This is a genomic window from Microcoleus sp. T3_B1 (assembly GCF_036700445.1).
GTDB lineage: Bacteria > Cyanobacteriota > Cyanobacteriia > Cyanobacteriales > Microcoleaceae > Microcoleus.
On record NZ_JAUBOX010000012.1, the window covers coordinates 51,716 to 65,714 of the forward strand.

The 13,999-nt window shown below is 45.3% G+C and carries 11 protein-coding genes; 6 read left to right on the forward strand and 5 right to left on the reverse strand.

Translation table 11 applies throughout. The features are described from left to right. Window positions 1–16 precede the first annotated feature (16 nt). Window positions 17–553 (forward strand): GUN4 domain-containing protein, encoded by a 537-nt coding sequence (locus QT990_RS09110; RefSeq protein WP_333140006.1) that lies wholly within the window; start codon window positions 17–19, stop codon window positions 551–553. Window positions 554–1,015: 462 nt separating this feature from the next. Here QT990_RS09110 and QT990_RS09115 read toward each other — a convergent pair whose 3' ends face one another. Continuing rightward, window positions 1,016–1,681, reverse strand: coding sequence for a glycosyl hydrolase 108 family protein (locus QT990_RS09115; RefSeq protein ID WP_333140089.1), 666 nt, complete (start codon window positions 1,679–1,681; stop codon window positions 1,016–1,018). A 99-nt stretch (window positions 1,682–1,780) separates the two neighbouring features. Between QT990_RS09115 and QT990_RS09120 the strand changes: the two genes are divergently transcribed. From QT990_RS09120 to QT990_RS09135, 4 genes are all read left to right on the forward strand, one after another. Then, entirely contained in the window at window positions 1,781–3,961 is a 2,181-nt protein-coding gene (locus QT990_RS09120) for a tetratricopeptide repeat protein (RefSeq protein ID WP_333140004.1), read from the forward strand. Between the two features lie 208 nt (window positions 3,962–4,169). Continuing rightward, window positions 4,170–4,766 (forward strand): tRNA isopentenyl-2-thiomethyl-A-37 hydroxylase MiaE, encoded by a 597-nt coding sequence (locus QT990_RS09125; RefSeq protein WP_333140001.1) that lies wholly within the window; start codon window positions 4,170–4,172, stop codon window positions 4,764–4,766. A gap of 91 nt (window positions 4,767–4,857) precedes the next feature. Then, complete coding sequence (locus QT990_RS09130; protein WP_333139999.1) at window positions 4,858–5,355, forward strand: GNAT family N-acetyltransferase; 498 nt, start codon at window positions 4,858–4,860, stop codon at window positions 5,353–5,355. An 83-nt stretch (window positions 5,356–5,438) separates the two neighbouring features. Then, window positions 5,439–6,827, forward strand: coding sequence for a cytochrome P450 (locus QT990_RS09135; protein WP_333139997.1), 1,389 nt, complete (start codon window positions 5,439–5,441; stop codon window positions 6,825–6,827). 56 nt (window positions 6,828–6,883) lie between these two features. On the opposite strand, the gene QT990_RS09140 is transcribed toward QT990_RS09135, so the two are convergent. Continuing rightward, a complete protein-coding gene (locus QT990_RS09140) occupies window positions 6,884–10,726 on the reverse strand; it encodes a PAS domain S-box protein (RefSeq protein WP_333465151.1) in 3,843 nt (1,280 codons plus the stop codon). A 69-nt stretch (window positions 10,727–10,795) separates the two neighbouring features. Here QT990_RS09140 and QT990_RS09145 point away from each other — a divergent pair, with 69 nt between their 5' ends. Then, window positions 10,796–10,966 carry a hypothetical protein gene (locus QT990_RS09145; protein WP_333411711.1) on the forward strand — a complete coding sequence of 57 codons (171 nt, stop codon included), beginning with the start codon at window positions 10,796–10,798 and terminating at the stop codon, window positions 10,964–10,966. Window positions 10,967–11,206: 240 nt separating this feature from the next. On the opposite strand, the gene QT990_RS09150 is transcribed toward QT990_RS09145, so the two are convergent. The 3 genes from QT990_RS09150 to QT990_RS09160 form a co-directional block, all read right to left on the reverse strand. Then, on the reverse strand, window positions 11,207–12,598 hold the full coding sequence (locus tag QT990_RS09150; protein WP_333465152.1) for a malic enzyme-like NAD(P)-binding protein: 1,392 nt from the start codon (window positions 12,596–12,598) through the stop codon (window positions 11,207–11,209). 81 nt (window positions 12,599–12,679) lie between these two features. Then, on the reverse strand, window positions 12,680–12,808 hold the full coding sequence (locus tag QT990_RS09155; protein ID WP_333305750.1) for a hypothetical protein: 129 nt from the start codon (window positions 12,806–12,808) through the stop codon (window positions 12,680–12,682). A 670-nt stretch (window positions 12,809–13,478) separates the two neighbouring features. After that, the gene (locus QT990_RS09160) at window positions 13,479–13,874 is read right to left on the reverse strand and encodes a hypothetical protein (RefSeq protein ID WP_333465153.1); all 396 of its coding nucleotides are present in this window, start codon (window positions 13,872–13,874) and stop codon (window positions 13,479–13,481) included. Window positions 13,875–13,999 lie beyond the last annotated feature (125 nt).

Below are 13,999 nucleotides of genomic sequence, written 5' to 3' on the forward strand. Positions count from 1 at the left end.
TACTGGGAGGAGCATCATGTTTAAATTTGGAAAAATGACCCTAGTATTCATCACCGCATCTGTTGCTGTTTTGCAGCCAGCTTTTTCAGCTAGCGCCCAAGAAACCAGCAGCGAATTCAGGCAACTGCAAACCTTATTAGAAGCTAAGAAATGGGACGACGCCGATCGCGAAACCGTCTCTATACTCCGCAACAACCCCACGTCTTGTCCTAACCTCCGCGCGATCGACCAATTGTGGATGCAACACAGCAATAATAAATACGGCTTCACTCCGCAGTTAGAGATTTGGCAACAGACGGGGAAGGGTTTAAATTGTCAAACTTGCGAAGAAGAAATTAAAGAATTTAGCAGAAAGGTAGGATGGAAACTTGACTCGCGAGACATTCCTCTGCTAGGGGATTTTCCCGCTCAGTACCCAACTGTTGCTGCATTAGGTTGGCAAAGCTACGTTGGTAGAGATACAAGTTTTTTTGGCGATCGGCGTAATACATGGCAAGCGTCGAAAGTTCAAGGTCATAACTTGTTCTCTACTTTTGCTAATTGCGGCAAGTAATATCAAATCCGTTAGCATCGGAATAGTAAATTCCAGTTCACTGTTCACTGTTGACTGTTCACTGTCAACCGTCAACCGTCAACCGTCAACCGTCAACCGTCAACATCATTCCGGTGTAACCGGAAATGATATAAGTAGACAAACCTAAAAAAACAGAATACTCAGATACCCGACTTCTTAAAGAAGTCGGGTATCTAAAGCGCGAGGTCGTTTTACGTTCTTTTGCTTTCATACTTCTGCTTCTTTTAAAAAGCTGGTTTTGCTGAATACAGGTATGAATTAAAAATTTCCCAATTGCTATGGGCCAAGTATGGTGAGTTTTGTAACGTTGGAGAAAAGTTTATTCATACCGTAAATCAGCAACGCCATTTATAGAACACAGGCAAGATGTCTGTTCCACAAATATAGAATAAGAAATAACAATCAACTGTCAACTGTCAACTGTCAACTGTCAACTGTCAACTACTTAATCTTATTTACATAGCCCCACAAACTATAATCGCGACTCAACCAACCCCGGAAAAAAGCCATCTGAGTCGGATCTTCTTGCACCCTTTTGTAGCGGTAAATAATTCGTTCATTAATCATTTGCAGTGCGGTATTTTTGTTATTTGCCCCTTTCAGCGCTTCCTTGGTGCGCGGGTCAAAAACTCCCGTTTGCGGCAATCCTAATGCTTGCTGAAGAAAGGTAATTGAGTTATTAATACCGAAATTAACGGCGGTGTCAAACATGACGATCGCCAAAGCCGGCTGCATCGTGCCCGAAAGGCTCGAATCCCAGTAATATTTATAAATTTCTAGGAGCTCTGCTTCCGACATCTGCGTCACGTCGAGGGGCGGAAGCCCACGACTGTAGCGGTAGGCGTTGTATTCCGTTTGCAAGACGCCCCGATAAGTTCTGCCACCCTTATCGGCAGGGTGATTGCTGAATCCACCCTCAAAATATAGGGTGAAATAAAGAGCAGTTTGAAATAATTTCTGCCGAAAGCTGGCTGTCTGCTGCTGCTGTGCGAAAGTCTTTTGGGCAAAGGGTAAGGGGATTGCTAAGGTTAACAAGAGTATCCCCAGCAGGAGGTTTGGTTTCCACTTGATGTTATGTTGGCGCTGTGTCGCTTGCTTGTCGCTCATAAATTCTCTGTGACGATCGCCCGTAGTTCCGCTAAAACTGCTACTCTGCAAAATAATATAGATTCAACCTTTAACTTGATAGCACAGATAGGCCGCAAAATGAATTCCGATTTTCGCAACCAATCCGAAACACCCCAATTTGAAGATGCTGCATCGCTGACAGTCGCTGCAGAAACCTATTACTCTCAAGGCAATTTAGCAGCAGCCGTCGCTGCTTGTCGCCGAGCTCTGGAATTGCAACCGGATTGGGCGGCGGCTTACGTGACAATGGGCAATGTGCAGCAAGCAAGCGGCCAAATTGAGGAAGCGATGCGGTTTTATTCCGAGGCGATCGCTCTGAATCCCGATTTTGCTGAGGCTTATGCTAATTTGGGCAGTATGCTCTACAAACAAGGGCTTTTGGTGGAGGCGGTTGTCAATTACGAAAAGGCGATCGAACTTAAACCAAATTTGGCTGCTGCTTACTGGAATTTGGCAGGGGCACTGAAGCAGCAGGGGCAGCCGGATGCAGCCGTAGCATACGAGCAAAAAGCTCTCGAACTCAATCCCCACCTTGCTCAAGTAGATTTTCACTTAAATTTAGGAGATAAATTAGCGCAGCAAGGGAAGTTAGATGAGGCGGTGGCTGCATGGAAGCAGGCGATCGCATTCAAACCCGATTTAGCCGAAGCATACTGTCAAATTGGCCGAGTTTTGCGCTACCAAGGTCAATTTAAAGACGCAATACCCAACCTTCAAAAAGCCCTAGAAATTAAACCAGATTTTATTTCTGCCCACCAACATTTGTGTGGCATCCTCAGAGATACTAGCGATTTAGCTGCCGCGCGGCAAGCCGTACACCAATACAGCCAAATGTGTGCCGAAACCGATCCAATTATGACCGCGATTTACTTCATCAGCACCTATCAAGTGTCGGGATTAAATCAAATTGCGGGCGATCGATTTTTAGAACTAGAGTCATACTTGCAGCAAAACTTAGAAACCGCTAGCCCGGTGGAAATTAAATCGCTTTATGCAAACTTGTTATTCAGCACGCCCTATTTGCGAGATGACTTGGCAGCCAACTCAAAACTTTACAGATTAATTGCCCAAAAGTATATCGACCAATGTATTAAACCTAATTTTTCTCAACCCGCAAATTACAGTTTCAAACCAAGGGTTCCATCCAGCAAGTTAAAAATCGGCTTTTTGTCCAATCACTTTAGCCGCCATTCTGTAGGTTGGTGCAGCGCTGACATCATTCGCGAATTGTCCGATATCACACCCCATGTGTATTTGTACGCTTCCGAAAGAATTGTTCCTGACGATCGCACTCAGCAATTTGAAAGTTTTGGCAAACTGACTTTTCCCACAACCTACCCGAACGGACTTGCCAATTCTGCCGAAATTATCGACCAAATTCAGCAAGATGAATTGGACGTTTTAGTTGATTTAGATTCTCTCAGCGTACCAGTTCACGCTGACATTCTCTACCAAAAACCCGCACCAGTTTGTGTTTCTTGGCTGGGATTTGACGCCCCTTACATATCGCCGGAAAATTACTTTCTTACAGACGGGCACTCGCACCCAGCAGGGCAAGAAAAATATTATGACGAACAGCTAATTAGGATGCCTGATTCCTTTGTAGCGGTGTCCGGTTTTCAGAGATATGGAGTCGATCCAGTTGCATTGAGAAGGTCGCATCGGATCGGCTTGGATCAGATAGTTTACCTGTGCGTCAGTCCCGGCAGAAAATTCAATAGCGAGTTGGTAAAAGCACAAATTGCGATTCTCAAAGAAGTGCCGAACAGTATCTTAATTCACAAAGCTTTAGGGGATGCAGCAGTGTTTGAGGGTGCGTATCACCAAGCTTGCGAAGCTGAGAAAGTGAGCAAGCACCGAATTAAGTTTTTGCCGAGGTTTGCTACTGAGGAAGAACACAGAATTATCTATTTGCTGGCAGATGTTTTGTTAGATTCTTATCCTTACAACGGAGGAACTCAAACTTTAGAGGCTTTGTGGTCTAATTTGCCGGTGGTGACTCGCACAGGAGAGCAATGTTTGTCGAGAATGGGTTATTCGTTTTTGCAGACTTTGGGAATTGAAACAGGCGTGGCTTTGTCTTGGTCGGAATATGTGGAAGTGGGTGTAAAATTGGGCAAAGAACGTGAATTGAGAAATGCAATTAAAGCACAGTTGGTGAAATCTAAAGATTCCGCCAATTTGTCGCCGCTGTGGAATCCGAAAAAGTTTGCTGGTGATATGTATGCGGTGTTTGAAAAATTGTGTAAAATAGGATAAATGCTGGCTAGTGACTGCTGATAATGACCGAAAGCATCCAGGATACCCGCCACGTGATTCATCCGTCCAGAAATAAAAAACCTGTATCCGATGAAACTTGCCCCCCGACTTTATCCGTGGGGTCAATGCTTGAATCTAAAATCTAAAATCTAAAATCTAAAATCTAAAATCGATTGACTGCTGACTACTGACTAATGACTACTGACTAATGACTTCAACACTGCCAACTATTAAGTTTTTGAAACAGCCGACTTCGGAAGCTTGGGTGCAACAGGCGATCGCCCATTTGGATACAATCTTATTAGACCATTCTCACTGCGAGCGGAAAGCGGCGGGAGTAGCGTTAAATTTAATGTTTCGCTACCCAGCCCGCGAAAAATTGGTGAGGATGCTAACGGCGATCGCCCGCGAAGAATTAGAGCATTTCGAGCAAGTCAACCAGCGGTTAGAACAGCGCGGCATTGCTTTAGGCCCTTTGGCCGCACCCCCCTACGGTGCCGGTTTGTCCGCCCAAATTCGCAAGCAGGAACCGGAGAGACTTTTGGATTCTTTGTTGGTTTCTGGTTTGATAGAAGCGCGCAGTCACGAACGGTTGGGGCTGCTGGGCGATCGCTGTCCCGACGCCCAATTAGCTAAATTTTACCGCAGTTTGATGGCTTCGGAAGCTCGCCATTACGGTGTATATTGGATTTTAGCAACAACTTATTTCGATCGCACTCTTGTGATTGACAGGCTGGAGGAATTATCATTAGTAGAGAGCGAGTTGCTGGCAAGTCTTCATCCCGAACCGAGAATTCACAGTTAAAATCTAGGTGCATTTAAAGACTGTAAAACCCAAAAAATGAGTAATTTTACAGTTGCTAAAGTCAAAAAATAAATATACGTTGCAACAACCAATGAAAACCCAACATCTGGATTTTTTAATTCGTTCCTGGGAAACGCGCGATCGCGCTGAGGCGTTCTATTTAATTAGAGATGTTTTAGCAGAGTACGGTTTAAAATGCGAACCTCACGGGGCCGATCGAGATGTCTATGATGTAGAACTACATTATCATAATCAAGGCGGCGAATTTTGGGTAGTTGAACGGCAGGATAAAATAGTGGGTACGGCGGCTTACTATCCGATTGATCGGGGAAATAATGCTGTGGAAATTCGCAAAATGTATATTTTGCCAGCAGCAAGAGGACAGGGTTTGGGTAAATTTTTACTGCAAGAATTGGAAAGTAAAATTATCGCTCGCGGCTTTGAGGAAATTTGGATAGAAACTGCTAGCATTCTCAAAGAAGCTGTGAAAATGTACGAAAATAGCGGATATCTACCGACAACTGGTGTGGAGACGCACAGGTGCGATCGGGTTTACGTAAAATCTCTAGGTATAAAAAAAGTACAATAAGGTTTGTGAAAACAATGATTAATTTACTCAGTTTCAATCAACAGTTGATTGAAACTGAGTAAATTAATCTAGGAGGAAAACACATGACTATCACCACAGAAAACTCTCACTCTCAAAATCATGCTACCAACAAATTGCTAGACGGCCCTAAAGACGCTAGATTTGTTCAGACAGTGCGGGGAATTTTAAATCCTCTGTATTATTTAGATAGTAATTCTCAACGCTACGGCGACCTTTTTACCAGCGAATTCAGCAACTTTCCGCCGCAAGTAATTATTAGCAATCCTCAAGCTATTCAAGAAATTTTTACATCCGATTCCAAACTCTTTGAATCCAGTACGGGAAACCAGATAACGCTACCTTTAGTAGGCTCGAATTCGTTATTGTTGTTAGATGGCGATCGACATTTGCAGCAGCGCAAACTTTTAATGCCACCTTTTCACGGTGAACGGATGAAAGCTTACGGACAAATCATCCGCGATACAACCGAAAAAGTAATTAATAATTGGACTCCTGGTAACTCGGTAATCGCGCAATCAACTATGCAGGAGATTTCCTTGGAAGTAATTTTACACGCTGTTTTTGGGCTGAGCGAAGGAGAACGCTACCAGCAAATTCAGCAACTAATGATTAATATGTTCAGCCTGTTTAGCAATCCATTAAGCGCTACCTTTTTGTTTATCAAGTCGTTGCAAAAAGATTTAGGTGCTTGGAGTCCTTGGGGAGGATTTCTGCGACAAAGACAGCGTTTAGATGAACTGCTTTATCAAGAAATCCGCGCTCGCAAAACTCAGTCTGAACCATTGGGCGAAGACATCCTGAGCTTGTTAATTTCCGCTCGTGATGAAGCAGGAAAGCCGATGAGCGACGTTGAATTGCGGGATGAATTAATGACAATCTTATTCGCCGGACACGAAACTACAGCCACAGCTTTAGCCTGGGCTTTGTATTGGATTCACTACATCCCAGAAGTCCGTGAAAAACTGCTGCAAGAGCTCAATTCTATTGATGTCGAAAATTGCGAGCCGACGGAAATAAGTAAACTCCCGTATTTGAATGCTGTCTGTTGCGAAACGCTGCGGATTTATCCGATCCTATTTTTTGCATTCCCGCGCCTTCTGCAAGCTCCGATGCAGTTAATGGGTTATAATATTCCCAAAGGAATGATACTTTCTACCTGCATTTATTTGGTTCACCACCGACCGGATATTTACCCGGAACCAAAACGTTTTAAACCCGAACGTTTTCTAGAAAGGCAATTTTCGCCTTACGAATATTTGCCGTTTGGAGGAGGGAACCGCCGCTGTATTGGGGCGGCATTTGCCATGTTTGAAATGAAGTTAGTATTGGCGAAAGTGCTGTCACGGTACTCTTTAGAACTTGCAGAAAATCGTCCGGTTTTGCCAGTACGCCGCGGTTTGACAATGGCACCCGCTGGTGGTGTGCCTCTCGTGGTAAAGGCGAGGATTTGAATCTTATCAAATCCGGTCGATCGATCGGAGATGATATGATACCGATACAATGGGTTTTAATTGATCTTTTGCTGCAGAGGAATCTCGATCGCAAATTCGGAACCTTCTCCCACTACAGAATTGCAAGAAAGCTTGCCACCGTGTTTTTCTACTATAATAGAGTGCGAAATCGCCAATCCTAAGCCAGTTCCTTTGCCAATGGGTTTAGTAGTGAAAAACGGGTCAAACAAGCGCTTTTGCACATCTTCGCTCATCCCAGGGCCGCTGTCAGCTATCCATATGGCAACGCTGTTATTGTCGGTTACTTGGGTGCGAATCGTAATTGCGAGATTTTTGGCGGTGCGATCGGATTTCTTCATCTCCATTTCCAATGCGTCTAGCGCATTGCTCAACAAATTCATAAATACTTGATTTAACTGACCGGGATAACATTCAACTAAAGGCAAATTACCGTATTCTTTAATCACATTAATTGTCGGGTGATCGGCTTTATGTTTCAGGCGGTTTTGCAAAATCAGCAGCGTGCTTTCAATGCCTTCGTGAATGTCAACTTCTTTCTTTTCGGCTTCGTCAAGTCTTGAAAAAGTTCGCAGGCTCAAAACTATGTCGCGGATGCGATCGGCTCCGACTTTCATAGATGCTAAAATTTTCGGTAAATCTTCAATAAGATAATCAATTTCAAAGTCATCCCTGGCATCTACAATTCTTGCGCTAGGCTGGGGGTATTCCTTCTGGTAAAGTTGCAGCATTTTTAGCAAGTTTTGAGTGTATTCGCTGGTGTAGCTGAGATTGCCGTAGATAAAATTAACTGGGTTGTTAATTTCGTGGGCTACACCTGCTACTAACTGTCCCAAACTAGACATTTTTTCACTTTGAATTAATTGAGTTTGGGTACGTTGGAGTTCGTGTAAAGTTTGTTCTAGCTGTTGAGCTTGAGATTGAGCTAATCGCGCCGCTGTGCGCGTTTGGGTGTAAAGTTCAGCGTGGTCGATCGCGATCGCAATTTGAGCGACCACCGCTTGCATCAGTTCGACTTCCGATTCGCTCCAATTTCGCATCGATATAGCCTGATAGCAGGTAATCACCCCAATATCGCCTGCAGCAGTATGAATTGGCAGCGACAGCACTGAATTAAAATTTGAAGCCTGGAAAAGTTCGCGCAATTCTACATCTTCAAAAGTGCTGACATCATCAATTCGCAGAATTTCTCGCCGCAAAATCTGTCGCACTGCGAGACTAGATTTGTCGTCTACAGGATAAGTGCCAAGCATACTCGGCAAATCTGCATTCTTCGCTTCGTAAGTTACGTCCCACAGCGGAGGATTGGTGTTGGGGCGATACCAAGTGAAGATGCACCAATCTAGGTGCATCAGATTGCGAATTTCTTGAACTGCTGTTGCTAAAATTGTGTCTAAATCTAAAGAAGTGCGGATTTGGTTGGCAATTTGATTGAGCAGTAATTCTCGCTGAGCTTGCTGTCTGAGCGCTTCTTCCGATCGCACTAAAGTTTCTTCTGCAAGTTTGCGATCGGTTAAATCTTGGATCACTACTTGGATAATTTTTTCATTTCCCACCTCGATGACTGTCAGCACCACTTCTGCGGGAAAATCAGTACCGTCTAAGCGCTGGTGAACCCAATCAAAACGGTGCTTTCCCCGCTCAAAGGCGATGGCTATCATGTCGTGGGCCAAGCTCAAAGAATCTCTGCCGTTGGGTTGCAAAGGAGGTGAGAGTTTGCCAGGGTTTTGGCCGTACAACTCTTGCGGGGTAGTACAGCCGAATAGTTGTAGGGTGGCTGTGTTGGCATCGGTGATGGCATTGTCACATAACATAAAAACAGGCAAACTGGTTAATTCGTAGAGCGATCGAAATTTAGCTTCCGACTGCTGCAATGCGGCTTCTGTTTGCTTGCGATCGGTAATGTCGGCAACCATTGCCAAAGCGCCCACATAGCGTCCTTGTTTGTCTGCCAAGGAATTAGTAGAAAGCATCGCCCACAAGTCGCTGCCGTCTCGGCGACGGAACTTAAAATCGAGCTGTTCGCGAATTTGTTCACGGCGGCGTTTGAGACTGGCTTGTGCGATCGCGATGCCTTCTGCATCCATGAAAGCAAATAGCGACTCTCCGATCATTTCCTCTGGAGTGCAGCCGAGCATATCGGCCATTTTTTTGTTGACAAAAGTAGTTTTACCCTCCGTATCTATCATCCAAATTCCTTCGTCTGCTGTCTCGACAATGCACCTGTATTTGTCCTCGCTTTCCCTGAGCGCTTCTTCTGCTAATTGGCGAGCCGTAATGTTTTGAGTCATTAGCAATCCGCCGATAATTTCTTGCCGTTCGTTTCTGACTGGCAAAGTATAACCGAGGTAGATGCGATCGCTGTAAATAAATTCTGTAACAACTGTTTCTCCTGCCAGTGCCGCCCGATAATTTGGCTCGACAGCAGCGCAAAAATCTGGCTCGAATACTTCCCAGATTGTCTTGCCTTCCATCAATTCTTTGGAAAGCCCCACGGCGGCTAATTCTGTACCTTCTACCAGCGTGTAGCGCATTTCTGGATCGAACAACATCACCGCGCCGTTAGGAAAGTTGCTTGCCATAGTGCGGTAAAGCTGTTCGCTTTTTTGCAGCGCAGCTTCTGCTTGTTTGCGATCGCTAATGTCAATTACAACTGCACCGATGCCGATCGCCTCCCCATCTTTTTCGAGCAGGGGAAAATAAGAGCCTGTCAGGTGTCGGACAAACCCAGGCTTTCTGGGATTGTCACCACTCATCTCCATGTTAATTAAGGGTTGTTTCGTCCTCAAAATTTTTTCGTACAAAGGCTCTATTATTGGAGCGATATTCGGCAATATATCGCGTACAGTCTTGCCAATGTGTTCTGCTGGACTCAAGCAATTTATTTCTGCTAGAAATTGATTAATTTGCACGTACCGCAGTTGCGAGTCCAAAATGCAAAGTCCCGCCGGCGCCTCCTTCAAAAAGGCATCAAATAGTGATTGTCTTTGTGCTAATTCTTGTTCTAAAGCTTTGCAAGGACTGATATCTGTTAAAGAACCCATCATCCCCACAACTTCTCCCGTATTGTCTTTCAATAGCGAAAGCATCAGGTGCGAGAAAAATTGTTCTCCAGATTTACGGCGTGTTATAACTTCTATTTCATGCTCGCCTTTTTCTTGTAGCGGTTTGATGACTTGCTCTAACAAAAACTCGTGTTCTTCGGGCGGGTAAATGAGAGAAATGTGCTGTCCGAGCGCCTCACTTTCTTCATAGCCGTATAACTTTTTGCAGGCTTGATTCCAAATGGCGATCGAGCCGTCCATATCTGTAGAAATCACCGCTTCGTGAAATTGGTCGATAATTTGACTTTGGAGACGCAATTTGTTTTGAGTTTGTTCCAGTTCGGCGATTTTTTGTTCGAGTAGCTTCTGAGTTTTTTCCAGTTGGGCAGTCTGCTTTGCCAGCAATTTTTCTAGATGTGAATTGCTGTGCGGCGGCGCTGATTCCAGGGGAGCGCTATTTTGATCCCGATTATTAAAGATTTCTTCAACACTTAGCCAAATCGCGCACTGTCCCTCTGTTTCAATTGCCCGCTCGGAAACTCGCACGGGTACGAGATGCTGGTTTTTATGTTTGTATGCTGCTTCGCACAGGTGCGTGTGGCTATTTTTTGCTTGACATTCTAGATATGTTTCTGGACCCGCGCACTGTGTTTGCTGAATTTCCCAATAGTTGAGGTGGAGAGTTTCTGCAACTGTGCGGCCGATAATATTTGCAAAAGCTGGATTTACGTCGATAAAAGTCCCGTCCGTCCGGCACAATGCCAGCCCGATCGGGCACAGTTCTAACAATGGGCGGTTGCAGCGAGCGCGCTTGGCTTTTCCTAACTGGCTTTGCATCTGACCTAGCGGGACTTGGGTGATTTAATTATATCTTTATTATCTTGTTTATTGTTGTGAGTTTTATCCTTGATTAAGGAAGAGAGAAGAAGGAAGTTCGGCAACGAGCCGTCTACGGGATTTAACGGATGTAACGAATCGATGCTGAGGTTCGAGGGAAGAAGGAAGAGGTTGGATGTTGGAGGTTCGAGGGAAGTTCGGCAACGATCGCGCGATCGGGATTTAACGGATGGATGTTGAGGAAAAAGACAAGATGGGGAAACAAAAGTGAGTAATAATCAACGGGGAGGAAGAAAGAGGGAATGAGAAGAAACCCGAAAAATCACAAAAGAAGAAGTACAAAACTGGTACAAACACCATTAATTTATACATGGTATCTTCCCTCCAACCTTCTTCCTTCTTCCTTCTTCCGACGGACATCCGTTACATCCGTTACATCCGTTACATCCGTTACATAATCCGTTGCCGAACTTCCTTCAATTAATCGCGGGCGATACCTTCGGATCGGGCCGCCAACTGCACTGCACCGGCGACAGCAATGGCCACTCTTTCGTCAAAAACAGACGGTATAATGTGCTCTTTGTCAAGCTGAGAAGGACTGACTAAAGAGGCGATCGCGTATGCTGCTTCCAAATACATACTGGGCGTAATCGTGGTCGCTTTGCAGTCCAAAGCACCTCGAAATATCCCCGGAAATGCCAAAACATTGTTAATTTGATTCGGGTAATCGCTGCGTCCGGTTGCTATGATCGCCGCATCTTCCATAATTAATTCTGGCTGAATTTCAGGAATGGGATTTGCCATTGCAAAAACAATGGGATTCTCGGCCATCAAACGCACCATCGAGCGGGTAAGCACGCCGGGGGCGCTGACTCCTAAAAATACATCGGCACCGGCGATCGCATCTTCCAAAGTACCGCTCGAAGCCACCGCAAATTCTAGTTTTTCTGGGTTCATATCCGTGCGGTCTTCGGAGAGAACGCCTTTGGAGTCGCACATGATGATGTTTTGGGCACCTGCTTTACGCAACAACCGGGCGATCGCGACTCCGGCCGCACCGGCTCCGTTAATCACGATACACACTTCTTCTATGGTTTTTTTGACGAGTTTCAAGGCATTAATTAATGCTGCCAAACTCACAATCGCAGTGCCGTGCTGGTCGTCGTGAAAAATGGGAATATCTAAGGTTTCCCGCAATCTTGCTTCGATTTCAAAGCAGCGGGGAGAAGAAATATCTTCGAGGTTAACGCCGCCAAAAACCGGGGCGATATTCTGCACTGTGCGAATAATTTCCTCAGTATCTTGGGTATTCAAACAGATAGGAAAGGCGTCAATACCTGCAAATTCTTTAAATAGCATGGCTTTGCCTTCCATGACTGGCAGTGCGGCGGCAGGGCCGAGGTTTCCCAGTCCCAAAACTGCGCTACCGTCGGTAACAATGGCAACAGTATTTTGTTTGATTGTCAGGTTATAAACTTGTTGGGGGTCATTGGCGATCGCCGTGCAGATGCGGCCGACTCCAGGGGTGTATGCCATTGCCAAATCTGACTGGCGTTTGAGGGAAATTTTGCTAACTACGCTGATTTTTCCGCCGCGGTGCAAGTTGAAAGTGCGATCGTACACGTCGATCACTCTGATATCTGGCAGTCCTTTCACTGCTTGCACTATTTCTTCATTGTGCTCGAGGCTGGAGGCATCGACGTTGATATCGCGAACGGTAGTGGCGCGGGTTTGCTCGATCAAGTCGATTTGGCCGAAGTTGCCGCCTACAGATGCGATCGCGCTGGTGACTCTTGCCAGCATTCCCGGCTGGTTCGGCAGAGCAACCCGAATTGTTAAACTAAAGCTGGGATTTGGTGTCAGTTTTACCATGATGTCTTGATTTCAGATTTGAGAATTTCAATCTTAGATTTTATCGCCAATGTTAGGCATAAAATTTAATAATTTAAATTTTCAACTGAAATTTTTAACAACTTCTATGAGCCTGTGGTGCGATCGCTCTGCACTGCCTTGCGTGCCGCTGGGAAACTCATCTTTTTTTGAGTTGAGCTTTGCTCTGTCTATAGCTTGTGACTCGCCCACAAATAGCCTATTTTCTGTCAAGTTCGCAGCGAACCGCGAATATGAAGCGCGGGCCTCTCATACCAATTTAATGTGAAGTTGCACATATCTCGATCCCCCTAAATCCCCCTGATTGTTGGGGGACTTTGAGCGGAATCTTGTCCCCCCCTTAGTAGGGGCGGTGCCCCCGTGCCCGCCCTTGGCTAGGGGGGATCTGATTCTACGGGGCCTCATAAAAAATTGGTATCAACCCGGTTTCTGAGGTCAACGCGCGCAAATCTTATCTATTTTTGATAATATTTCTGCTTATTCTGAACCTCAGCAGATATTTCGCAAAACTCTATTTTCCAGCGATACCGCCTAATTCCTGCTGCTGTCTTTTGAAGCGAGACACCGAGGAGAGTTGATGCGGCTTTTTGGTGGCCTTTATTGGAAATGTAAAAAGTAGATGCACGGCTGTTTGAGCCGGCAGGTAAAAATCTGAGCGACTGACAAGCGGGCCTTTGATATATATTTTGTCTGGTTTAACACTTGCCAAAGATTGCGAGTGCAACCTTGCAAACGCTCTAAATTACCTGCACGCTTTGCCCGATAATTCCAGGGAGTGTAACTAACAGACAATCTACCCCGCGCCGACACAGGCACAGCTTGGGCCGAACCGTGTTGAGTTGCTGGTTGCTAACTGTCAATTTTACCGATCGGTCGCAGCATCGGCCCATATAATTGTAAAGAATTTGCAAGCCAGACAATCTGGGGGAACATTTTCTAAGTTTTGCAGATCGACTGATTGCTCTGCCTCGCTGCCGGCGGGAAGTATGCACAGGGCAACCTGTCCGACTCCTGCCATGAGTTCGGCAACTCGCTCCAAAATACTGTCCATTTTGTCAATTAGTTGCTCTGCTGCATCCAGACTCGGCGCGATGATGAAAAAGGTTTTGACTCCATCGGGACAGGGAGCGAAGCCGAGGGTAGACTCTCGTAATAGTGCTTGGGTGGAGAGACTGAAACCGTCGTAGAAGCGAGCGATTACTGCTTGATAAAAGACTTGGGTCAGAGAGCGATCGCCAAAAATAGGTTGAGATAACATAACTGCTTCCTTTCGTAGGATTTTTGGGTGCATTGAAAAAATTTTAACATACCTTAATGTAAGGGATTTAACTAAACGATCTAGCGATCGAGATCATGCACTAGATGTGACATTTTTTAATTTGT

Coding starts and splice junctions, on each gene's coding strand:
- QT990_RS09110 (WP_333140006.1), top strand. CDS start 17: ATGTTTAAATTTGGAAAAATGACCCTAGTATTCATCACCGCATCTGTT.
- QT990_RS09115 (WP_333140089.1), bottom strand. CDS start 1,681: ATGAGCGACAAGCAAGCGACACAGCGCCAACATAACATCAAGTGGAAA.
- QT990_RS09120 (WP_333140004.1), top strand. CDS start 1,781: ATGAATTCCGATTTTCGCAACCAATCCGAAACACCCCAATTTGAAGAT.
- QT990_RS09125 (WP_333140001.1), top strand. CDS start 4,170: ATGACTTCAACACTGCCAACTATTAAGTTTTTGAAACAGCCGACTTCG.
- QT990_RS09130 (WP_333139999.1), top strand. CDS start 4,858: ATGAAAACCCAACATCTGGATTTTTTAATTCGTTCCTGGGAAACGCGC.
- QT990_RS09135 (WP_333139997.1), top strand. CDS start 5,439: ATGACTATCACCACAGAAAACTCTCACTCTCAAAATCATGCTACCAAC.
- QT990_RS09140 (WP_333465151.1), bottom strand. CDS start 10,726: ATGCAAAGCCAGTTAGGAAAAGCCAAGCGCGCTCGCTGCAACCGCCCA.
- QT990_RS09150 (WP_333465152.1), bottom strand. CDS start 12,598: ATGGTAAAACTGACACCAAATCCCAGCTTTAGTTTAACAATTCGGGTT.
- QT990_RS09160 (WP_333465153.1), bottom strand. CDS start 13,874: ATGTTATCTCAACCTATTTTTGGCGATCGCTCTCTGACCCAAGTCTTT.